Raw genomic sequence first — 22,741 nt, 5'->3', positions numbered from 1 at the left:
AGGGTCAGGGACTGACCCTGCGCAACGGTCAGGGATGCCAACGGCGACGGCTTCGGCTACCCTAGCGCGCCGGGACAGACAGCGAGGAGCAGCCCCATGGAAACGCGCACGATCACGGTTATCCGCGGCGACGGAATCGGCCCGAGCATCGTCGATGCGGCGACCGCCGTGCTCGACGCCGCCGGCTGCGGTTTCCACTACGAATATGTGGAGGGTGGCCTGGCAGCCCTGGAGCACACGGGAGAACTGCTGCCTGCGACCACGCTCGAGGCAATTGAACGCAACCGGGTGGTACTCAAGGGACCCCTGACCACGCCCATCGGCCAGGGTTTTTCCTCGATCAACGTCAGCCTGCGCCAGCATTTCCAGCTCTATGCCAATGTTCGGCCGGTGCTGTCGTTTCCGGGCACGAAGGCACGCTACGAGGATATCGATATCATCACGGTGCGCGAGAACACCGAGGGTATGTATTCCGGGCAGGGGCAGGTGGTATCCGACGACGATATGGTCGCCGAGGCCCTGAGCGTGATCAGCCGCGGCGGCGCTGAGCGTATTCTCCGCTTTGCCTTCGAGCTCGCCCGGCGCGAGGGGCGTCGCAAGGTCACGGTGGTGCACAAGGCGAACATTCTCAAGTCGACCTCCGGCCTGTTCCTGCGCGTGGCCCGGGAAGTGGCCGCGCAGTATCCAGAGATCGAGATGATCGAGATGATTGTCGACAACGCCTGCATGCAGCTGGTCATGCGGCCCGAGCAGTTCGACGTTATTGTCACTACCAACCTTTTCGGCGATATCCTGTCGGACCTTTGCGCCGGCCTGGTCGGTGGCCTCGGCATGGCGCCCGGGGCGAATATCGGCGCCGACTGCGCTATCTTCGAGGCGGTCCACGGCAGCGCCCCCGATATCGCTGACAAGAACATCGCCAACCCCACCAGCGTGATCCTGGCCAGCTGTCAGCTCCTCGACTATCTGGAAGAGGGCGCGATCGCCGGACGGATCCGCGCCGCCCTGCGCACGGTGATCGCCGCGGGCAAGCACACCACCACGGATCTTGGCGGCACTGCCAGTACTACCGAGTTTACCGACGCCGTGATCGAGGCTTTGAGCGCAGCGTGAGGGCCGTTCGCGCCTCGCGCCGCTCCTGACGGGCTCCTCGTGTCCGCCACCGACACCCTGCGTCTGCTGCTGCTGTCTTCGCTGTGGGGCTTTTCTTTTATCTTTATGCGCGTGGCGGTACTTGAGTTCGGCCCGGTAAGTCTGATCGGTCTGCGCATGGGGCTTGGGGCTCTGCTTCTGCTTCCGCTGCTGGCGAGCCGGCATCATCTGCGCCTCTGCCGACAACACGCCCGGCAGCTTATCGTGCTCGGCGTCTTCACGTCGGCGCTACCGTACTCGCTGCTCGCCCTGGCCACCCTGGGCCTGGAGGCAGGCTTCACATCGCTGATCAACGCGGCCACGCCCATCGCCACGGCACTCATGGGGGTCGCTTTTTTCGCCACGCCGATTCTGCGCGCCCAGGTGATCGGCCTGACCCTCGCTCTGGCGGGGGTAGCGGTCCTGTCCGTCGGTCGCCTGGATTTTTCGGCGGGAGGTGATGGCTGGTTCATGCTCGCCGCGCTCGCTGCAACCCTGTGCTACGGCTTCGGCGGCAACTATTCGCGTACGCGCCTTGCGCATCTGCCAAGCCGCGTGCTGGCCGCCGGCAGCTGTTCGGTGGCAGCTATCGTCCTGCTGGTGCCCACGGTACTGCTGTGGCCGACGCAGGCCGTAAGCCCGATGGCCTGGGGTTCGGCCCTCGGCCTTGCGGCCCTGAGTACGGCCGCCGCGCTGCTGCTCTACTTCCGCCTGCTGTCGAGTGCCGGTGCCACGGCGGCGTCGACGGTTACCATGCTGGTGCCGGTGAGTGCGCTGGCCTGGGGGGTTGTGCTCCTCGATGAAAGTATAACGCCGCAGATGCTGGCAGGGATGACGGCCACCCTGCTGGGGACGGCGATCGCTACCGGTGTGCTGCCGCTGCGGCGGCGGCGGACCCTGCCGGGCTAGCAGCCGCGCGCCGGGCACAAAAAACCCCGCCGAGGCGGGGTTTCGGGGGTTCCTCGTGAAGCGCCGCGGTCAGCCGACGTGATTCTGGAACTCCAGTTCCGGGAAGCCCTCGTTGGCCGACTCGTCCAGCTTGTCGTAGTAGTTGTTGGCCCCGCCGAAATAGATCAGTACCCGCGGCGGCTTGGTCTCGAGGTTGGCGCCCATCATCCACGAGTGAACCTTGTCGCCCTCGTTCATCAGCGTGGCGTTGTGCACCTCGGCCACGTGCTTCGACCATTCCTCCTCCGCTTCCGGTTTCGGCACGCAGACGTCGTAGCCCTCGCTTTCCATCTTGCGGATGCAGTTGGTGATCCAGATTGCGTTCTGCTCGATGGAGGTCGGCAGGTTGGCGAAGGGCGCCTGGGGCCCGGTGATGATGAACATGTTCGGGAAGTCCGCCACGCACACGCCCATGATCGACTTGGAGGTCTCCTGCCATTTCTCGGCGAGGGTCTGGCCGCTCACGCCGTGGATCGGGAAGGCCTCCAGGGCGCCGGTGTAAGCGCTGAAGCCGGTGGCGAGAACAATGATGTCGAAATCATAGTCGCCTTTTGTGGTGCGCACGCCCTTTTCAGTGATCTCGACGATGGGCTCACCCTCGTCGCGGATGTCCACGAGGTGGACGTCGTCCCGGTCATAGCACTCAAGGTAACCGTGATCCAGCGGGGGACGCTTGGCAAAGAGCGGGTAGTCGTCGATCTTCGGCACCAGGATGTCGGCAACGGCCGGGTCCTTGATGCGCTCACGCATCTTCCGGATGATGAATTCGGAGGCCATACGGTTTGCCTCCGGATCGGCCAGCAGGTCCTCGAAGGTCTCGAAAACCCAACGGAAGCTGCCGGTCCACTTCTCTTCGAAGATGCGCTCGCGCTCCTCCGGGGTTGTCTCCACGGCCAGGCGCCCGTCGGCGGTATCGAAGGCCATGCCGAACACGTGGTTGCGGCACTTGGCGACGATCTCGTCGTAGTTGTCCTTGATTTCCTTTTCCCATTCCTCGGTCATGGGTGCCTGCATGGCCGGCAGAATGAAATTCGGCGTGCGGTGGAAGACATGGATGCTCTCTGCCTTGTCGCACATGGCCGGGACCATCTGCACCGTGGTGGCGCCGGCGCCGATGATGCCGATACGCTTGCCTTCCCACTCGATACCGTCAGGCCAGCGGGCGGAGTGGAAGAGGGGACCCTGGAAGCGGTCCATGCCGTCGATCTTCGGGATCACCGGCTGGGAGATCATGCCCATGGCACTGATGAAGTACTTGCAGGTGTGGCTCTCTCCACTCGCGGTAGTGACCTTCCAGTGGCCGCTGTCCTGCTCGTAGGCCGCGTCCACGATCTCCGTGTTGAGCTGGATGTGCGGCCACATGTCGCACTTGTCGGCTACAAAGTGGAAATAACTGTGCGTTTCTTTCCAGTCCGGGTAGCGCCGGCTCCACTTCCACTCCTGCAGGAGTTCCTTGGAAAAGGTGAGGCAGTAGTAGTAGCTCTCGCTATCGGTCATGGCGCCCGGGTAGCGGTTCCACGTCCAGGTGCCGCCAACATCATCGGCCTTGTCGAAAACGCGGATGGAGAGGCCGGCATCGCGCAGGTAGTGGATGAGGGCGAGACCGGCAAAGCCGGCGCCGACGGCGATGACATCGAAGTCGGGTTTCTGGGGGGTTGTCATGCTGTGATCCTCGTCTTATCGCTATGCGTCTAGTCGCTTTTCGTGTCGCCGCTGCGCGCGTTTCCGGCGCCGTCGGGATCCGCCCGGCGGTGGCTGTCAGGGGCCTCGCCAGACCGGGCAATGCCAGCGTCCCGGAGCTCTCATGAGTATACTTGCTAGACACAAACAAGCAAGTTTCCGGGCCGGTGGCGATCCCTTTCTGCGCCCCGCACTAATTCTTAACGTTATTCAAAAAGCAGTGCAATGCCTTGCGCCAGATCATGATCTCTGCGGGCAGTCGTTTTGGGTCCCGGATGCTGACCAGCTGCCGGTTATCCAGCGCACGACCAGATAGACGACGGGCGTGTCGACGACGGTGATCACGAGCTTCACGAGATAGGTGCCAAACACGATCAGGGGCAGCTGTTCGTTCGGGATCACGCCATAGAAGGCGATACTGTAGAAAATCGTCGTGTCAGCGAGCTGGGAGATAGCTGTGGACACGTTGTTGCGCAGCCAGAGCCAGCGGGGTCCGGTCAGCCGCCGGACCTGCTCGAAGAGAAAGATATCGAGGAGCTGGGCGACGCCGGTGGCGGCCAGGGAGGCGATGATCATGCGCTCGGCCTGGGAAAAGATGCTGACGTAGGCATCGTTCAGGGGCCAGCCCGGCGCTGGTGGCAGCGCCGCCCCGACCATGTAAAAGGCGATGGCCATGGCGTAGACGGCAAAGCCCACGTACACCATCAAACGGGCGCGCGCCGGGCCCCAGACCTCGGCGACGGCATCGGTACACGGGAAGGTGATGGCGTGGACGAATGCACCAAAACTGACCGCCAGCACCCCGAGGCCGCCCCATTCGAGGTCCAGGGGAATCAGCTTGGGTGTGAGGCCCGGGACCAGACCCCAGGCGCCGACGTAGACCCCGACCAGGATGTGATACTTGGTCTCGGCGCTGGCCGACGCTCCCACGGCCGGTACCGGCACCGCGGCCTCAGCCACGATCGTGGCCAAGGGCCGTCGCGGCAGCGTCGAAGTCGGCGAGCAGTTGTGTGCGGGCCGGCGCGGGCTGGAAAGAGTGGGCCACGGCATTGCGCAGGAGCTCCACCAGCAGGGCCTCGCCGAGACCGAACTGAGCCTCTACGGCCTCGCACTCAGTGAGCAGGTCGCTGTCGAACATGGGCGGGTCATCGGAATTCAGGCAGAGCGGGATGCCCGCCGCCAGCAGCTGCGGCAGCGTATGATCGGCCAGGGAGGGAAATACCTGCAACGCAACGTTGCTCAGCGGGCAGACGGTGAGGAGTATCTCGCGCTCGGCGAGGACCGCGAGCAGTGACGGGTCCTCGACTGCCTGCACACCGTGATCGATGCGTGCCACGCCGCAGTCCAGGGCGTCCCAGATACTGGCAGCGCCGCCGTCTTCTCCCGCGTGCGCGGTCAGCGGCAGCCCCGCTTCCGCCGCCGCTGCAAAGCAGTGTTTCAGGCGTCCGGCAGGATAGCCTGCCTCCTGGCAGTCGAGGCCCAGGCCGACGATGCCGGCCCGCTCGCGCGCAGCGAGGGCGAGTTCGACGTGGGCGAGCGCCGCGTCCCCCGGCAGGGTCCGGTCAAGGTCGATGATAAAGGCAGTGTCGACACCGTGGCGCTCGGCATTGCGGCGCCGGCCCTCGATGAGGCCCTCGACCACGGCTTCCCAGGGCACGCCGCGGCGGGAGACCAGACCATAGGTGACAAACAATTCGTGGTAGCGGATGTTCTGGCGCCGCGCCTCGATGCCCTGGCGCTCCACGGCGTCGGCGTAGTCCTCGGCGGTGTTGAGGGTGGCCACGGTCGTGCGCAGGATGTCGATGAACTGGTCGAGACTGCTGAAACGGTAATAGGCCGCCGCACTTTCAGCGTCATGGAAGGGGAGGGTTATGCCGTTGCGTGCAGCCAGCCTCAGGGCGAGGTCCGGATACATGGCGCCGCCCTCGAGGTGGTTGTGCAGTTCGACCTTGGGCAGCGTCTGCAGGCGTTCTGCCAGCGTGCTGGCGGTGTGGGTTGCTTCCACGGCGTGGGCTCCTTGTTCTTGCCGGGTGGTAGCCCGTGGGTCAGCAAGAACAGTGCCAGCGGGCCGCCGCGGCGCGTCAGTCCCCGGGCAGGGGCGCCAGCGCCTTCAGCACCCGCTGCATGTCTGCCGCGCTGCCGACGGTGAAGCGGATCGCATCGGCGAGCCGCGGATGCGGCATGCGCCGGGCGACGATGCCGTCCGCGAGCAGTGCCGCCCAGGCGGTCTCTACGCGGGGGAAGGTCGCGGTGACGAAGTTAGTGGCGCTCGGGCGCACATGGGCGACGCAGGGCAGCGTGTCCAGCGCCGCGGCGAAGCTGTCGCGCTCCGCCGCCAGCAGTTCCACCTCCCGGCGCATGCGGGCAAGGCCCTCGTCCGCCAGGGCATGCAGGGCGATCTGCGCACAGGGGTCCGCCAGGGGGTAGGGCGCGACGATCTTGCGCATGGTGTCCATGACGTCGGCGCCCGCGAGCAGGAAGCCGACATGGACGCCGGCGAGGCCGAAAGCCTTGGACAGGGTGCGCACGACCACGAGGTGCTCGTGAGTTTCGAGGAGAGGCACCACGGTGCGCTCGGGACAGAACTCGATATACGCTTCATCAACCACCACCAGGGCGCGCCCGGCGAAGTGCGCGATCACGGCCTCGAGGTCCGCGTGGTTCAGCGCATTGCCCGTGGGATTGTTCGGGTGGCAAAGGAACACAACTCGCACATTGTTTACAGCGCAGATAGCCTCGACATCCAGGCGGTCATCCGCATCCAGCGGAACGTCAACGATGCCGGCATCCTGCACCTTCGCACAAAGCTCGTACATGCCGTAGGTGGGGCCGCAGAGAAGAATGCGATCGGCGCCGGCACGGCAATAGCCGCGCACAAGCAGGTCGATAGCCTCGTCGGCACCGCGCAGCGCCAGCACCCGGGAGGGGTCAACGCCGGCATAGCGCGCGTAGGCGGTGTGCACCTGTGCAGGGCCGTGGTCCGGGTAGCGGTGGTATTCAGAGACATCCATGACCATCGGGTCCCGGGGGAAGGGCGACTCATTGGCATTGAGCCAGACATCGCCGCTGCCGCCGATACGGCGCGCCGACTGGTAGGGGGTAAGCTCCCCGAGGTGGGGGCAGGCAAGATCGTGCTTGGGCATGCTTCAGTCCAGGAAAAGGTTGCCAAGGAAAACGAAAAGAGGGATGGCGAGTACCGTGCGCACCAGAAAGATCCCGGCGAGCTGCGGCACGCTGGTCTCGATCTTCGAGCGCAGCAGCAGGGCGCCGATCTCCGACAGGTAAATGACCTGGGTGACCGAGACGCCTGCGATGATGAAGCGTGTAAGCTCGCTTTCGATACCCTGGCCGAGCACCGCGGGCAGGATCATGTCGGCGAAGCCTACGACCATGGACGGCGCCGCGGCAGCGGCTTCCGGCACGCCCAGCAGTCCGAGGTACAGCTCGAAAGGCCAGGCAATCCAGGCAAAAACCGGGGTGTACTCGGCCAGCGCCAGCGCCAGGGTGCCGATGGCGATGACCGTGGGGATCAGGCCGAACCACAGGTCCAGCAGGCGCACGGCGCTGTGCCTGAGCTGCGTGGCCGGCGGCTGGGCCCGGGCGGCGCGGTCCACGGCCTGGAGCAGGGCCCAGCGGCCCAGGGACTCCCCGGCGGGTACCGTCTCGTCGTTCCGCGCCTCGCAGTGATAGGTCTCCGGTATCCGCGACAGTGGCGGCAGACGGCAGACCACCATGGCCAGCAGCACCGAGACGATGGCGACGGAGCCGTAGAAGGGGAGGAAAATCGCCGTGATGTCGAGGATAGAAGCGATGAGCAGGCAGAAGGCCACCGATGCCAGGGAAAAAGAAGACACAATGCTCAACGCCTCCCGACGATTGTAGCTGCCGCGTTCGTACTGCTGCATGGTCACGAGGACCCCGAGGGGAGCCGCACCGAGCCAGGAGGCCATGGCATCGATGGCGCCGCGCCCGGGCAGGCGGAACAGCCGCCGGAAGAACCGTGACAGCAGTACCCCGGTGAACTCCATGATGCCGTACTCGGTCATCAGCGGCAGCAGGAAGATCACCGCCAGGAAAAGCGTCATGACGTTCGGCACCAGCTGTCGGACCATGGTGCCGCCGGTGCGGTCGCCGCTGAGAAACTCGGGACCGACGCCGAAGAGTACGAGGGCAGCGATGGCCGCTCCGGCCAGGCGCAGCACCACCCAGTACCAGCGCACGCAGAACAGCATGCCCAGGAGGCCGCGCTCGCGGCGGCGCAGGCTGAGCACGAGGCTTGCCAGGGCGGATACGCCGGCAATAAGCAGGATCAGCGTCGGCAGCGCTGGGGCCAGCCCCTTGTTGAGCCAGGCCGCCAGCTCCGCGACCAGGATGGTGCTGCGCCCGTCGATGCGAAAAGGCACGAGAAAAAGCAGCAGGCTCGCCAGCGAGGGAAGGACGAAGCGCAATACGGCCTGCGGAGCGAGAGCCACGGCGCCGTAGCCCCGCTCAGTCATGGGTGGCGATAGTCTTGCGGATGGCGTCGGCGGTGTAGCGGGCGCGGAAGTCGATCATTGCGCGGCCGAGGGCCACGGTCGGGGCAAGCGGCTCCAGGGGGACGCCGTTGATGCTGGCGAGTCCCGCCTCCACCCGCTGCGTGTAGCGCACCTGGGTCGGGTCCGTCACCATCATCATGGCGGTAACCCAGATGTCATCGTGGTAGCCGTCGTGACGGGTCTCGCGAACTCCGAGTGTGTTGCGGGTGTAGTCCTCCGTGGCGGACCAGCCCGGGTCGTAATACTCGCGCACGAAATGGATCGCCGTGCCGCTCCCGGCCCAGGCGTTGCCGAGGCGTTCGGCAACGGCGGCCATGCCTGCCTGGTTGCCGCCGCTGTCGCCGATGAGTACGACGTGGCGGAAGCCCGCCTGCTTCAGGCTGCGGGCGATGTCCGTAAGCAGCGCCTCGTAGGTCGCCGGCGTCAGGCTGATGGTGCCGGGGTAGCGCATGGCGCCCTCGGGCGGCTCGATGCGTCCTTCGGGGACAAACTTGACGATGGGCGCGCAGAGGGCGTTGTCCAGAGCGGCAGCAATCGCCGGGCAGGTGGCCTCGAGGATGAGGTTGTGCTTGCCCGTGGCGAGGTACGGGCCGTTTTCCTCGATGCCGCCGGTGGGGATGATGACGGTGTCAGTACCGGCAGCGATCCGGTCGCGGATTTCCATCCAGGTGAGTTCTTCCAGCCAGGGCGAGTCTCCCCCGGCGATCGGCCGCGGCGCGGTCAACGCGTCGTCACCGTCGTCGCCCCCCTGCGCCGGCGGCGGGGTGGCGAGCGCCAGCAGGGCAAGGACGCCGCAAAGGGCGGCGCGGGACTGGAAAGCGTAGCGGCTGTATTTCAAGGTGAAAGCTCGTCGTGGCGCGGTCGGAGGGGCGCAGCATACTACCGATTGATGGCTCGTCGCCAAGCGCCGCCGCGGGTTCGTCTATTGACAGCCGCGGGGCGACGCCGCCTAATGCAGGCAGTCTCAAGGCACCTACGATGCTCCGCGTTGTGTCGGTGCCCAAAGCCCGGTCTGTACGAAGAGGTTCACCTTCGCCCGTGTCGCATTGCTGTTTCCGCCTGTTTCTGCTGCCCGTTTTCTTCCTCTTTGCGGCGGGCGCGAGCGCCACCGCCGGGGACGACAAGCCTGTCGATCGCGGGCGCTACCTTGTGACGGCGGGCAATTGCGCGAGTTGCCATACGGCTGCGGGCGGCGCCTTCATGGCCGGCGGGGTAGCCTTCGAAACGCCCTTCGGCACGCTCTACTCGACCAACATCACGCCGGACCCGACCACGGGCATCGGCAACTGGAACGAGGACGATTTCCGCGCTGCCATGCGCCACGGGGTGCGACCGGACGGCGAGCACCTCTACCCGGCGTTCCCCTACACCGCCTACACCCGGTTGACGGACGACGATCTGGCGGCCGTCTGGGCTTACCTGCGCGAGGTGCCGCCGGTACAGAGCCTGCCGCCGGAGAACGGCCTCGTCTTCCCCTTCGACCAGCGCCCGCTGCTGGCGGCCTGGAAGCTTCTCTACCTGGAGTCGGGCCCCTATGAGCCCGTTCCGACGCGCTCCGCTGCCTGGAATCGCGGCGCCTATCTGGTCGAGGCTCTCGGCCACTGCAGCGCCTGCCACTCGCCGCGTAACCGGCTCGGGGCTGAGCAGGCGGAGCTGCGCCACGCGGGCGGCGAGTACCTGGACCGGATCCCCGGCGGTGGCTTCCGGCCCTGGTTCGCCCCCAATCTTACGGCGCATCCCCGCGGCCTTGCGCTCTGGCGTCACGAGGACCTCACCGCCTATCTCGCTACCGGGCGCAACGATTTCCTCGAGGCTTTCGGCCCCATGAATGAAGTCATCATGAACAGCACCCGTTACCTGAATCCGGCGGACATCGACGCTATGGCCACCTACCTTAAGGCGCTGCCCGCCGCCGGCAGTGCGTCCGTCACTACGGAGCCCCCCGGCGAGGAGCTTCTGGGTCGCGGCCGCTCGCTTTACAATCTGCACTGCGGCACCTGCCACCTGCCGTCGGGTGAGGGCGACCCGGAGATGGCACCGCGTTTGAACCGCGGCAGTCTGGTGGTGCAGGCAGAGAACCCGGCGTCTCTGGTCAACGTGATCCTCTACGGCCCGGAGATCGCCGGAGCCGATCCCGAGCGGCAGTGGTTCAAGCCCATGGAGGCCTACCGCTATCTGCTCGACGATGCCGAGGTCGCAGCGGTGGCGACCTATATCCGCAATGCGTGGGACAATGCCGCAGGCACTGTCGCGCCGGCCCAGGTCGCGCGGCAGCGCTAGGCGGTCGCGGGCGGGGTAAACAGTAGGGAGGGGCAATGGCATTGGCACTCAGGGCAGGGCAACACAGCCACCGCGCAGGCGCGCAGCTGAAGAGCGCGCTAGTGCTTTTTACCGCGCTGCTTGTGGGCTGCAACGGCGGCAGCGAGTCCCCGGTGCCCGAGGACCCGTCGGCACAGCGCGCGCGGTTGCTCACAGCAGATCAGTATCGCAACAGCATTGCTGCGGTCTTCGGCGACGATATCGCCGACAGCGTGCTCTCGCCCATGCCGCCGCTGTCGCGTACGGCGGGCCTGCGCGCCAACGGCGCAGCGGAGGTGGGTCTCACCTCGGACCAGCTCTCGCAGATCCAGCGCTCGGCAGCGGCGGTCGCGGCCAAGGTGGTGGACCCTGCGCACCGCGATTTCCTGCTCCCCTGTCGTCCGGCAGATGCAAACGCTGCCGACGCGGTCTGCGCCGAGCGCTTTCTGCGCGAGGCCGGCCGGCTGCTGCAGCGCCGGCCCCTGGCGGATGAGCGGCTGGCCGCGCTTGTCGACGGCGCCGGGCGCGCGGCGGCACAGACCGACGACTTTTACACGGGCCTTGCGCTTGCCCTTGAGGCTGTCCTTATCAGCCCGGAATTCCTTTTCATCGCGGACCGCAGCGAGCCGGATCCGGAGCGACCGGGGGCCCGACGCCTCGACGGCTATGCGCTGGCTTCGCGCTTGAGCTTCTTTCTCTGGAACGGCCCGCCGGACGATGCCCTCCTGGCAGCTGCAGCCAGCGGCGAATTGCACAGCGAGGAGGGCCTCCGGCTCGCTGTGGAACGCATGCTCGCGAGTAGCCGCCTGGAGGCCGGCACGCGCGCCTTCTTTGACGATATGCTCGCCTTTGATGCCTTCGACAGTCTCGCCAAGGATCCTATGGTCTACCCGCGGGTGACGGGCGCGACGCTGGCGCAGGCCCGGGAGCAGACCCTGCGTACCATCGTTGATCATGTGCTCGTGCGCGACCTCGACTATCGGGACCTGTTCACCACGCGCCGCACCTTTTTGTCGCCGGCGCTGGCTGTGGTCTACGGGCTGCCGGTGGAGCCCGGCTGGACGCCCCATGAATTCAGCGAGGACAGCCCGCGTATTGGCCTTCTGACGCAGGTGAGCTACCTTGCCGCGCACTCCCACGCCGTGCGCTCCTCGCCGACACAGCGTGGCAAGGCCCTGCGCGAGGAGTTCCTCTGCCAGGTGGTCCCGGACCCGCCCCCGAACGTCGATTTTTCGACCCTGGAGGAGAACGAGCACGCGAAGACGGCCCGGGAGCGTCTCGATGCCCACAACAGCAACCCGGCCTGTGCGGGCTGCCACCTGGTCACTGATCCCATGGGCCTTGCCCTCGAGCACTTCGACGGCGCCGGCCAGTACCGCGCCACGGAGAACGGCGCGGAAATCGACACGGCGGGAGAGCTCGACGGCGCGCTTTACGACGGCGTCGAGGGGTTGGCCCGGGCCTTGCGCAACCACCCGAAGCTCCCCGGCTGCCTAGTGAACCGGGTCTATGCCTGGGGCACCGGCGGACCGGCCTCGCCGGTGCACGACCGCAACACCCTGGCCTGGCTCGAGGACCGCTTTGCCGCCGAGGGCTATCGCCTGCGCGGCCTCTTTGAGGCGCTGGCGACCAGCCCTGCTTTCCGTACCGTCCGGCCGGCCGAGGAAGCTGTTAAGCTCGATCACGGGCCAGGGCCGACAGCGCCGGCACGGATCAGCGAGGCCCAACTGGCACTCAGGGATACGGGGGTTACCCGATGAGCAAGGTCACACGGCGGCGCTTTCTGCGCGGCGTATTGAACGGCGGCGCGGTGACTGTGGGTCTGCCGCTCCTTAACTGCTTCCTCAACGAGAACGGCTCGGCCCTGGCCAGCGGCATGCCTGTGCCGCAGCGCTTCGGGACCTGGTCCTGGGGGCTGGGCATGAGCGAGCCCGTGTTCGTGCCGAAGCGCACCGGCCGCGGTTTCGATCTCCCGGAGGAGATCGCTGCGCTCGCCCCGGTACAGCAGCACATTAATCTCTACACCAATTTCCACGTCTTCCGGGACGATGCGCCGAACCTCTGCCATCACTCAGGCTGGGTGGTGCTGCGCTCCGGCACTGCACCCATGAGCCGCGAGAACCGCCCAGGCGAGACCCTCGACGTAACGATCGCCCGCAAGCTCGGCAACGCCACGCGTTTCCGCAGCCTGAGCGCCACCGCTACCGGCGACGTCCGCGACAGCTTCAGCTATGAGGGCGGCAACTCTGTGAATGCCCCCGAGTGGTCTCCCCTGCGCTTCTATGAGCGCCTTTTCGGCGCCGGCTTCCAGGACCCGAATGCCGGCAGCTTCACGCCGGACCCGAAGGTCATGGTGCGCAAGAGTGTGCTCTCTGCGGTGCGCGAGGATGCGAAGGCCCTTGAGAAGAACCTCGGTGCCGAGGACCGCGCGCGTCTCGACCAGTACTTCACCGGCCTTCGGGACCTGGAGCGCCGCTTCGACCTGCAGTTGACCCGGCCGGAGCCCCGGGAGGCCTGCGTCGTTGTCGACCCGCCGCCGCAGCTTCCCGCCGGCCTCGATGCGGACCTTGTATCCCGCCGCCACCGGATGCTCGGTGAGCTCATGCTCATGGCCGTGGCCTGCGACCAGACACGGGTCTTCAACATGTTCTACGCGTCGGCCTTTTCCGCCACGACCCGCCCCGGCTATGACAAGCCCCACCACACGGCGACGCACGAGGAGGCCGTGGACCCGGCCCTGGGCTACCAGCCGAACACGTCCTGGTTCACCCGCCGGGCCATGGAGGAGTGGGCCTGGTTCGTCGAGGCTATGGCCAGCTTCCGCGAGGGTGACGGCACGCTCCTTGACAATACCTTTGTCTACGCCACCACGGACCAGTCTTACGCCAAGATTCACGCGATCGAGGGCATCCCCATGTTCAGTGCCGGCAGTGCCGGGGGCCGCGTGCGCACCGGCCTGCACCTCGACGGCGGCGGCACCCCGGGCTGCCGCCTCGGCCTGACTGCCCAGCGGCTCATGGGTGTGGACATTGATAGCTGGGGTACCAAGAGCAACACCACCGCCAGCGAGATCGGTGAGATCCTTGTCTGAGCGCGGTGCCGCCGGATACCGGGCCTTTCTGTTTCTCCTTGCCGGGTTCGCTGCGGCGATGAGCGTCGCCGGGCCTGCCTCCGCCGGGGACTGGCGCGAGGTGCCGCTGCCGCCGGGTTTCCAGGTCATTGTCAACGAACTCGAGGGACCGGTGTTCGCCGATGCCGAGGGACGCACGCTCTACGAGTGGCCCCAGCATGTGCTGCGCAATGGCTATAGCGGCGAGGCCCCGGGTATTCCCGGCTGCTACGGAGAGCCGACCACGGTGACCGCCGGACTCATGAGTCCCTATCCGGCGGGCATTCCCCTTCCGGAGCGCGACCGGCGTCCCGCGTGCACTGCGTTGTGGCCGCCAGTGCTCGCGTCAGAGCAGGCAGAACCTGTCGGTGACTGGAGCGTGCTCGAGCGCCGGGACGGCAGCCGGCAGTGGGCCTACCAGGAACAACCGCTCTACACGTCCGTGCGCGACCGGCGCCCCGGCGACGTGCTCGGTGGTACCCGGCGCCGCTACCGGCGCGATGACCCGGCCTACCGCGTGCCCGTGGGACCTCCGCCGGCACTGCCGCCGGGCTTTGCCGTCAAGGCCACGAGCGTTGGCCGGATGCTCACCACCGCGAGCAACGACGCGCTCTATGCCTTTGCCGAAGACACCGCGGACAGCACTGCCTGCCGCGGTGACTGCCTGCAGCGCTGGGCGCCGGCAACGGCGCCGGCCCTGGCGGCAGCGCAGGGCGACTGGAGCCTGCTGGAGCGGTCTCCGGGCGTGCGCCAGTGGGTTTTCCGCGGCAAGCCTCTGTACACGCACCGCCTCGACCGTCACTCCTGGTCCCGGCAGGGCAGCGACGTGCCGGGCTGGAGCAACGTGTTTCTGCAGCCGGCGCCGGCGGTCCCGGCGAGCTTCACGGTGCAATCGACCCTGGCGGGGAATGTCCTCGCCGACAGCGCGGGGCGGACTATCTATGTCTATCAGTGCGCCGACGACTCGCAAGACCAGCTCGCCTGCGATCACTCCGATGACACGCAGGTCTACCGCCTTGCCATCTGTGGTGCGGGCGACCCGCAGCGCTGCCTGGCGCATTGGCCCTACGTGCGTGCCGCGGCCGGGGAGGAAAGCCCCAACCGCACGTGGACCATTGTTGCCATCGACCCGCTGAGCGGTCGCTTCGCTGCCGAGGACGATCCCGGCGCCCTGCGGGTGTGGGCCTATCGTGACCGTCCGGTCTACACGTTTGAGCGCGATAAGCAGCCGGGTGACGTCCATGGTGGCGGCATCGGTGAGTGGCGTGGCATGCGCAACGGTCTGCGCGCCTTCTGGTTGAGGGATGATTACATGCAGGGGATCCTGTGATGCGGGCTGTCGTGGCTCTTGGTGCCGCGCTGTGCCTCGTCGCGGCCCGCGCCGCGGCGGAGGCGCCGCCTGGCAATACCATCGGCTATGTGTTCACCGATCTGTTCTGGTCTGTGTACCAGACCGATGGTGCCGAGGAGTGCCCGCAGGGCTTCAATGACGGACCGCGAGAGCAGTTCGCCGCGCGCTTCCCGGCGCCAGAGAAGCTGAGCGTCGAGGAAACACGCCTTGCCATGGAAGCCGCAACCTGGCACCCCTCCGGGGCGCCACACGACTTCGCGTTCCATGAGATCGAGAGCACCTACGCCTATGGTCTGGACCTCGACGGCGAGTCCGGTCCGAACGACTTCCGGCATCCGGACGGTTCCCCCGGCATCGATAACGAGATCTATCGCGCCGTCGGCTGCATTATCGGCTTTCGCGGGCCGGACGGCGTGGAGTATATCTTTCAAAGTAAGGCCATCAAGGACGAGGCCTACAATCGCATGATGATCAACCTCACGGGAGTGGACAGCCTCGAGAACGACGACAGCATCACGGTGACCGTCTACCGTGGCCGCGACGAGCTGCTCACGGACGCCACCGGCGAGGCAATCATGCCGGGCGGCACGCAGCGCGTGGACCGGCGCTGGGGCGAATCGCTGATCCGGCACACGCGCGGGCGCATCGAAGACGGGGTCCTCATCACCGAGCCTATCGATGGACTGGTGATCCCCTGGCAGAACCTGCAGGTGCCCTCGGTTCAACGCATCCGCGGTGCGCGCTTCGAGCTTCGCCTGGGGCAGGACGGTGCCGAAGGTCTGCTTGCCGGCTACGCCGATGTTGACACCTTTTACTACCAGCTTATCCGTAATGATTCCACGCACCACCTCGCCAATGGCCAGATTTCCGCCATCTCGCTCTACAAGGCCCTGCGCCGCCTTGCCGATGCCTACCCGGATCCGGAGACCGGTGAACACACCGCCATCTCCACAGCGCTGGACGTGCGCATGACCCGTGTACATATCGTTGACGAAGCCGACGACGGGCGCGACGACCCTGGCGGCAGTGCTTTTCCGGTGTCGGGCAGGTGATCAGGCGCCCGGCCATCCGATGGCCAAGCGCTTTTTCAGGGTGCTAAAGCTCGATGGTCGCGTGCAAACCGATCACGTTGCCGCCGTGGCGGTCCCATCGTCTTAGCGCATAGCGTTCGTAGAAGGGCGACAGGCGCAGGGAACCGAACTGGAATTCGAGGCCAACCTGATCTCTCGCGTCGAAGAGGCGGCGGCCACCGAAATGAGCCAGGCGCGGCTGCAGGCGGACCCAGGCCACAACCTTGTCCGTCACCGGGTGTCGGTAGTCGACGATGAGCCGGTAACGCCAGTGGTCGTCGAGCCTTGAGCGGTCGAAGGAGCGATACTCAAGGCGGTGTGCCAGGCTGACGTTCCCGCGCTTCATCAGAGCCTGCTCAATGCTGCCGCGGTGTTCCCGGGCGAGGCGCAGATCGGCCTGGCGGTAACCGAGGGTAAAGGCGCCCGCCTTCCTTGTGAGCTGTGCGTGCCAGGTCCCCTCCGAGCGTCGGTACAGCGCTGTCCAGGGTCCTTTCTTCAGGTACGCGTTGTACTCGTTGATGGTCGGCTCGGCGTGAGCCGGCAACACACTGTAGAACAGCAGAGCGCCAAGCAGCGCAGGAAAAACTCTCATAGTCACGGGATCGTACCGCAGGAGGGCCGATGGCTGCCACGCCCTGCAGCGGTCGTGCGACACTAGTAGCTGAGCGGGCGAGCGGGAGCGCGGACGGTGGCCGTTACGACAGACAGGGAATTCATGGGCGTGGCGCTTTGTCTCGCTGAGGCTGCCGCTGCTGCCGGGGAAGTCCCTATCGGAGCGGTTCTGGTACGGGGTGGCGAGATTCTGGGCGAGGGGGCCAACAGCGTTATCGGCAGCCGGGACCCCACTGCCCATGCCGAGGTGAATGCGCTGAGGGCCGCAGGCCATTGCGAGGGTAACTACCGGCTGCCGGGCACCGTGCTGTACGTCACCCTGGAGCCCTGCACGATGTGCGTCGGTGCCCTTGTTCACGCGCGGGTGGCGGAGCTGGTCTTCGCCGCCCTCGAGCCCCGGGCGGGCGCTGTCTGCAGCACTGCCCGACTTCTGGACGCCGCGCACTACAACCACCGCGTGGGCTGGCGCCAGGGACCGTTTGCCGAGGAGAGCGGTGAGCTTCTGCGCCGCTTCTTCCGGGCGCGGCGCTAGCGTTCTGAGTCCGGGGGCTCCGGACACCGGCAGGCTAGAGCGCCCGCAGCGCCCGGCCGCGCAGCTGCTCCGGCAGCAGCGGTTCTACGTCAAGCGGCGGAGCGGGCCGGTTCTCGGCGATGAAGCGCCACTGCAGCACACTGTGGTAATGGCGGATGTTCTGCACGTAGCGTACGGCCTCCCGCCCCCGGGCGTAGCCGTGGCGCACGGTCGTGTAATAGGCGCGCTGTTCCAGCTTGGGCAGGTGGGTCATGACATCCTGCCAGTGGTGCGGGTCGCCGCCGGCGCGCTCCGTGAGCACGCGGGCATCCTCCAGGTGGCCGAGGCCGATATTGTAGGCGGCGAGCGCCAGCCAGGTGCGGTCGGGCTCGGCGATATCGCCCGGAAGGCGCCGGCGCAGCTCTTTGAAATAGCGCGCACCGCCGCGCAGGCTCTGCAGCGGGTCGCGCCGGTCCGGTACGCCGAGGTCGCGGGCCGTTGCGCGAGTCAGCATCATCATGCCACGCACACCTGTCGGCGAGACTGCTTCCGGGTCCCAGTGTGACTCCTGGTAAGCGATGGCTGCCAGCAGCGCCCAGTCCAGCTGATGTTCCCGGGCTACTTGTTCAATCGCCGTCCGGTAGGCCGGGAGTTTGCTGCGGATGTTGGCGATGAAAGTCTGCGAACCAGCTCGCGTCAGGACATCTACCTGGCCGAGGTGCGCTTCGCGCAGCGCCGCGAGCGTGCCGCCGCGCTCAAGGCGCTGGAAGAACTCCGCCAGCCGCTCCCGGAGCGCGTCGCTGTCGCCCCCCGGCGTGAGGTACCACACCATGTCGCGCTCCGCGGCGAGGTCGAAGGCAACGGCGAGCTGCGGCAGCAGGTGGCGCTGAATGGCAAACTCCACGGAATCCACGATAGCCGCATCGGCGCTTCCCCGGTCCACCTGACGCAGCAGATCCAGTGGGTCGGCGCCGGCGACGGCGCGCACGGTCAGCCCGGGCAGGTCGGCGCCCTGGCGCGCTGCGAGGAGCTCGCCGTGGCTAGACCCGGCGAGCACCAGCACTTCCCGGCCCTCAAGGTCTTCCAGGCGCCGCGGCCGCGGTGTGCCGGTGCGGTAAATCAGCTGCGGCCGCTGTTCGTGGTAGGCCGCGGAGACGGGGAACGCCGCTGCGCGCTCTGCGGTCAAGGTGAGCCCGGCCCCGGCAATATCCGCCTCGCCCCGGCGCAGGGCGGCGAACAGACCTTCGAGGCTGAACACGGGAATTATCCGCAGGCTTACCCCCAGCTCCTGGGCGAAGCGCCGGGCGAGGTCGTATTCGAAGCCCGCGGGCTCGCCGCGCTCGCGGTAGTAGGTGGTGGGCCCATTGCGGGTGACGAAGCGCAGCTCGCCGCGTTCGCGGATTGTCTCGAGGTTGTCCGCGGGGCTGCCACAACCGCCGGTGAAGGCACCGAGGACGACGACAGCGATGAGGGCCAGAAGCTTGAGCATGGCCCTAGTGTAAACGCACCGGTAAACTACGTGCCCGTTCTTGAACCCCGGGAGCCCCGCGCCCCATGCTGATCCTGCCCGGCCCGCCGGCCCTGTCCGCTTTCCGTCTCGCCAAGCTCGCCGGGCGCCTCGAGGCCGTGGATCCCGGCATTCGCCTCTCCGGCGCGCGCTATGTCCACTTCGCCAGGCTGAAGGGCGCGCTGGCGGACGACCAGCGCGGTGTGCTGGACAGTCTGCTGGCCTATGGCGGGGTCGCAGCGGATGCCGGCGGGGAGCTCGCGCTCGCTCCGGGGGAGACACGGCTGCTGGCGGTGCCACGGCCCGGGACCATCTCGCCCTGGGCGAGCAAAGCCACAGACATTGCCCACCACTGCGGGCTCGCGACCCTGCAGCGGGTAGAGCGTGGGGTGGCCTACACGCTGGTGCTGCCCTCCGGGCTGTCGGTAGCGCAGACCAGGGCTGCCCGCGCGCTGCTCTTCGACCGCATGACGGAAACGCTCCTCGAGGACCCTGCGGCGGCGGCGTCTCTGTTCGCGGAGGCGACGCCCCGGTCCATGGCACGGGTGGATGTACTTGCTGGCGGTCGCGCCGCCCTCGAAGCCGCCGATCACAGCCTGGGTCTCGCCCTTGCCGAGGACGAGATTGACTACCTGCTCGAGAGCTTCCGCGAGCTCGGCCGCAATCCCAGTGACGTCGAGCTGATGATGTTCGCCCAGGCCAACAGCGAACACTGCCGGCACAAGATCTTTAACGCCAGCTGGACTGTCGATGGGGAAGATCAGCCGCACTCGCTCTTCGACATGATCCGCAATACCTACCGACAGGGCGGCGACAATGTGCTCTCAGCCTATGCAGACAATGCCGCGGTGGTTGTGGGCAGTCGCGGCGGCCGTTTCTACCCGGTGGCGGAAACGGGCGAGTACGCCGCTCATGAGCAGGCTATTCACCTGCTCATGAAGGTCGAAACGCATAATCATCCCACGGCGATTGCGCCGTTCCCCGGGGCGGGCACCGGTGCCGGCGGAGAAATCCGCGACGAGGGTGCCGTGGGCCGCGGTTCTAAGCCGAAGGCGGGACTCACCGGCTTTACGGTCTCCAACCTCGAGCTGCCGACGCTGCCACAGCCGTGGGAGGCCGGCTACGGCCGGCCCGGGCGCATCGCCTCGGCGCTGGACATTATGCTCGAGGGCCCCATCGGCGGTGCTGCCTTCAACAACGAGTTCGGCCGGCCGAATCTCTGCGGCTACTTCCGCAGCTTCGAGCTCACCGTGGACGGCGAGGTGCGCGGGTACCACAAGCCGATCATGATCGCCGGCGGCTATGGCAATATCGCCCCGGAGCACGTGGAGAAGGGCGCTTTCGAGCCGGGCGCAAGGCTGGTGGTGCTTGGCGGGCCGGCCATGCTCATTGGCCTGGGCGGCGGCGCGGCGTCCTCCATGGCTTCCGGCGTCGGTCAGGAATCCCTCGACTTCGCGTCCGTGCAGCGCCAGAACCCGGAAATGGAGCGACGCTGCCAGGAGGTCATCGACCGCTGCTGGCAGCTCGGTGACGCCAATCCCATCGCCTTTATCCACGACGTGGGTGCCGGGGGGCTCTCGAATGCGCTCCCGGAGCTGGTCAAGGACGGCGGCCGGGGCGGCGCCTTCGATCTGCGCGCGGTGCCCTCGGACGAGCCCGGCATGTCGCCCCTCGAGCTTTGGTGCAATGAAAGCCAGGAACGCTATGTGCTCGCCGTTGCCAGCGACGACCTCGAGCGCTTCGCCGCTATCTGCGAGCGTGAGCGCTGCCCCTTTGCGGTGGTGGGCGAGGCGACGGAAGCTAAGCACCTCACCGTCGCGGATCCGCTGCTCGGCGATGCTCCCGTGGACCTGCCCATGAGCCTGCTGTTTGGCAAGCCCCCGGGTATGCACCGGGAGACCGTCCGCCCACCGGTACGTTCGCCGGGACCGCTGCCGGAGGCGTCCCCGACCGAGGCCCTTGAGCGTGTGCTGCAGTTGCCCGCGGTCGCAAGCAAGCAGTTTCTGATTACCATCGGTGACCGCAGCGTCACCGGCCTCGTCTGTCGCGACCAGCTCGTCGGCCCCTGGCAGGTGCCCGTAGCGGATTGCGCGGTGACCGCGGTGACCTTCGACGGCGCCCGCGGCGAGGCGATGGCCATGGGCGAGCGCACGCCGCTCGCGCTCCTCGATGGCCCGGCGTCGGGACGGATGGCTGTGGCCGAGGCGATCACCAATATCTGTGCCGCACCGATCGCAGCGCTGGCCGACATCAAGCTCTCGGCGAACTGGATGTGCGCTGCCGGCGTGGGCCACGAGGACGCTGTGCTTTTCGATACGGTGCGGGCGGTGGGCATGACCTTCTGCCCGGCGTTGGGCCTCACTATCCCGGTGGGCAAGGACTCCATGTCCATGCGCACGGCCTGGGAAGAGGGCGGCGAAGCGCGGGCGGTCACCGCGCCGGTTTCGCTCATTGTGTCCGCCTTTGCTCCGGTCACGGATGTGCACCGGGTGGCTACGCCGCAGCTGGACCCGACAGCCGACGCGGAGCTGCTGCTCCTCGATCTCGGCCGCGGCGCCGGGAGGCTCGGTGGTTCTGCCCTCTGCCAGGTTTACGGCAGCCTCGGCCATACCCCGGCGGATGTCGACCGCCCTGGAGACCTCGCGGGCCTCTTCGCTCTCGTGCAGTGGGGCCTGGCCCGCGGCGACCTCTTTGCCTACCACGATCGTTCCGACGGTGGTGTCATCACCACCCTGCTGGAAATGGCCTTTGCCGGCCGCTGCGGCCTGGCTGTGGATCTGCCGGCGGCACCCTCCGCCTTGGCTGCACTGTTCTGTGAAGAAGCCGGCGCCGTGCTGCAGGTGCCGCGTCAGGCGGTCCCGGCCTGGCGTGAGCGGGCGGAGGCTCTCGGTATCGGCGACTGCCTTGCTGCGATCGGCCGCGCGGAACCTGGCGATGCGATTACCGTGGCGGTGGCCGGCGAACGGCTCCTCCACGACCGGCGCTCGCGCCTCCAGGCGCTCTGGGCCGCGACCAGCCACGCACTGCAGCGGCTGCGGGACAACCCTGAGTGTGCCGACGAGGAGTTCGCACGCATCACCGCTGACGACCCGGGCCTTCAGGCCGAACTCAGCTTCGACCCGGCAGAAGATGTGGCTGCTCCCTTTGTCGCGACCGGGCGGCGGCCCCGGGTGGCGATACTCCGGGAGCAGGGTGTCAATGGTCAGGTGGAGATGGCCGCGGCCTTCCACCGGGCCGGTTTTGCGGCCGTAGACGTGCATATGAGCGACCTCACGGCCGGTCGCCGGAGCCTTGCCGGCTTCGACGGCCTCGTGGCCTGTGGCGGCTTCTCCTACGGCGACGTGCTCGGGGCCGGTGAGGGCTGGGCCAAGGCGATCCGCTACAACCATGCGTTGCGGGAGGCCTTCGCGGCCTTTTTTGCCCGCAGCGATAGTTTCACCCTCGGCGTCTGCAACGGCTGCCAGATGTTGTCCACGCTGCGCGAGCTCATTCCCGGCGCCGCGCACTGGCCGCGTTTTCTGCGCAACCGCAGCGAGCAGTTTGAAGCCCGCCTGTCGCTGGTGCGGGTGGAGGATTCGCCATCACTGTTCCTCGCAGGCATGGCAGGCTCGCAGCTGCCCGTAGCCGTCGCTCACGGTGAGGGCCGGGCCGCCTTTGCCACCGAGGCGGACCGTGAGGCCTGCGAAAGGGGCGGGCTCATCGCCCTGCGCTACCTGGAGAACCATGGCGCCGTGGCCGAGCGCTATCCGGCGAACCCGAACGGTTCGCCGGCCGGAATCACGGGGCTGACCAGCGCCGATGGCCGTGCCACTATCATGATGCCGCACCCGGAGCGGGTGCTCCGCGGCGTCAATTTTTCCTGGGCGCCGCCCGCCTGGGGTGACGACGGTCCCTGGCTGCGCCTGTTCCGTAACGCCCGCGCCTGGCTCGGGTAGCTGCAACCCCTCCCCGCGGGAGCGCCGTCCCCGCCATGACCGATTCGGGGCGAC

17 protein-coding genes are annotated in these 22,741 nt (G+C 67.2%); 9 read left to right on the top strand and 8 right to left on the bottom strand.

Translation table 11 applies throughout. The features are described from left to right. The first annotated feature begins 96 nt into the window (after positions 1–96). Entirely contained in the window at positions 97–1,113 is a 1,017-nt protein-coding gene (locus HRUBRA_RS01835; protein WP_035513945.1) for an isocitrate dehydrogenase, read from the top strand. Between the two features lie 39 nt (positions 1,114–1,152). Further along, positions 1,153–2,040 (top strand): DMT family transporter, encoded by an 888-nt coding sequence (locus HRUBRA_RS01830; protein WP_035513943.1) that lies wholly within the window; start codon positions 1,153–1,155, stop codon positions 2,038–2,040. Positions 2,041–2,109: 69 nt separating this feature from the next. Here HRUBRA_RS01830 and HRUBRA_RS01825 read toward each other — a convergent pair whose 3' ends face one another. The 6 genes from HRUBRA_RS01825 to HRUBRA_RS01800 form a co-directional block, all read right to left on the bottom strand. Next, positions 2,110–3,741, bottom strand: a complete 1,632-nt coding sequence (locus HRUBRA_RS01825; RefSeq protein WP_035513940.1) for a flavin-containing monooxygenase — start codon at positions 3,739–3,741, stop codon at positions 2,110–2,112. A 258-nt stretch (positions 3,742–3,999) separates the two neighbouring features. Further along, entirely contained in the window at positions 4,000–4,719 is a 720-nt protein-coding gene (locus tag HRUBRA_RS01820; RefSeq protein WP_052094272.1) for a queuosine precursor transporter, read from the bottom strand. Beyond that, the gene (gene add, locus HRUBRA_RS01815; protein WP_052094271.1) at positions 4,712–5,764 is read right to left on the bottom strand and encodes an adenosine deaminase; all 1,053 of its coding nucleotides are present in this window, start codon (positions 5,762–5,764) and stop codon (positions 4,712–4,714) included. Before add ends, HRUBRA_RS01820 begins: the two co-directional genes overlap by 8 nt. A gap of 76 nt (positions 5,765–5,840) precedes the next feature. After that, the gene (gene hisC / locus HRUBRA_RS01810; RefSeq protein ID WP_035513938.1) at positions 5,841–6,902 is read right to left on the bottom strand and encodes a histidinol-phosphate transaminase; all 1,062 of its coding nucleotides are present in this window, start codon (positions 6,900–6,902) and stop codon (positions 5,841–5,843) included. Between the two features lie 3 nt (positions 6,903–6,905). Next, a complete protein-coding gene (locus HRUBRA_RS01805) occupies positions 6,906–8,255 on the bottom strand; it encodes a YjiH family protein (RefSeq protein ID WP_035513935.1) in 1,350 nt (449 codons plus the stop codon). Then, entirely contained in the window at positions 8,248–9,132 is an 885-nt protein-coding gene (locus tag HRUBRA_RS01800) for a creatininase family protein (protein WP_236629751.1), read from the bottom strand. Before HRUBRA_RS01800 ends, HRUBRA_RS01805 begins: the two co-directional genes overlap by 8 nt. 200 nt (positions 9,133–9,332) lie before the next feature. Here HRUBRA_RS01800 and HRUBRA_RS01795 point away from each other — a divergent pair, with 200 nt between their 5' ends. The 5 genes from HRUBRA_RS01795 to HRUBRA_RS01775 all read left to right on the top strand — a co-directional run bounded on the left by HRUBRA_RS01795 (position 9,333) and on the right by HRUBRA_RS01775 (position 16,104). Next, a complete protein-coding gene (locus HRUBRA_RS01795; RefSeq protein WP_052094270.1) occupies positions 9,333–10,574 on the top strand; it encodes a c-type cytochrome in 1,242 nt (413 codons plus the stop codon). A gap of 101 nt (positions 10,575–10,675) precedes the next feature. Then, entirely contained in the window at positions 10,676–12,352 is a 1,677-nt protein-coding gene (locus tag HRUBRA_RS01790; protein ID WP_052094269.1) for a DUF1592 domain-containing protein, read from the top strand. Further along, positions 12,349–13,683 carry a DUF1552 domain-containing protein gene (locus tag HRUBRA_RS01785; RefSeq protein ID WP_035513932.1) on the top strand — a complete coding sequence of 445 codons (1,335 nt, stop codon included), beginning with the start codon at positions 12,349–12,351 and terminating at the stop codon, positions 13,681–13,683. The genes HRUBRA_RS01790 and HRUBRA_RS01785 overlap by 4 nt, the downstream gene beginning before the upstream one ends. Beyond that, complete coding sequence (locus tag HRUBRA_RS01780; protein WP_407681006.1) at positions 13,667–15,031, top strand: COG4315 family predicted lipoprotein; 1,365 nt, start codon at positions 13,667–13,669, stop codon at positions 15,029–15,031. The genes HRUBRA_RS01785 and HRUBRA_RS01780 overlap by 17 nt, the downstream gene beginning before the upstream one ends. Then, on the top strand, positions 15,031–16,104 hold the full coding sequence (locus tag HRUBRA_RS01775) for a hypothetical protein (protein WP_052094267.1): 1,074 nt from the start codon (positions 15,031–15,033) through the stop codon (positions 16,102–16,104). The genes HRUBRA_RS01780 and HRUBRA_RS01775 overlap by 1 nt, the downstream gene beginning before the upstream one ends. A gap of 43 nt (positions 16,105–16,147) precedes the next feature. Here the strand turns inward: HRUBRA_RS01775 and HRUBRA_RS01770 are convergent, their stop codons facing one another. Next, positions 16,148–16,720 (bottom strand): hypothetical protein, encoded by a 573-nt coding sequence (locus HRUBRA_RS01770; protein ID WP_144244346.1) that lies wholly within the window; start codon positions 16,718–16,720, stop codon positions 16,148–16,150. A 90-nt stretch (positions 16,721–16,810) separates the two neighbouring features. On the opposite strand from HRUBRA_RS01770, the gene tadA reads away from it, so the two are divergent. Further along, positions 16,811–17,266, top strand: a complete 456-nt coding sequence (gene tadA, locus HRUBRA_RS01765) for a tRNA adenosine(34) deaminase TadA (RefSeq protein ID WP_268870524.1) — start codon at positions 16,811–16,813, stop codon at positions 17,264–17,266. A gap of 34 nt (positions 17,267–17,300) precedes the next feature. Here the strand turns inward: tadA and mltF are convergent, their stop codons facing one another. Then, entirely contained in the window at positions 17,301–18,734 is a 1,434-nt protein-coding gene (gene mltF, locus HRUBRA_RS01760; protein WP_035513926.1) for a membrane-bound lytic murein transglycosylase MltF, read from the bottom strand. A gap of 65 nt (positions 18,735–18,799) precedes the next feature. Between mltF and purL the strand changes: the two genes are divergently transcribed. Next, positions 18,800–22,687 carry a phosphoribosylformylglycinamidine synthase gene (gene purL, locus HRUBRA_RS01755; protein WP_035513923.1) on the top strand — a complete coding sequence of 1,296 codons (3,888 nt, stop codon included), beginning with the start codon at positions 18,800–18,802 and terminating at the stop codon, positions 22,685–22,687. The last annotated feature ends 54 nt before the right edge of the window (positions 22,688–22,741 follow it).

Origin of the sequence: Pseudohaliea rubra DSM 19751 (genome assembly GCF_000764025.1) — a bacterium.
GTDB classification, from domain to species: Bacteria; Pseudomonadota; Gammaproteobacteria; order Pseudomonadales; family Halieaceae; genus Pseudohaliea; species Pseudohaliea rubra.
This window is presented reverse-complemented; position numbering and strand designations above follow the sequence as displayed.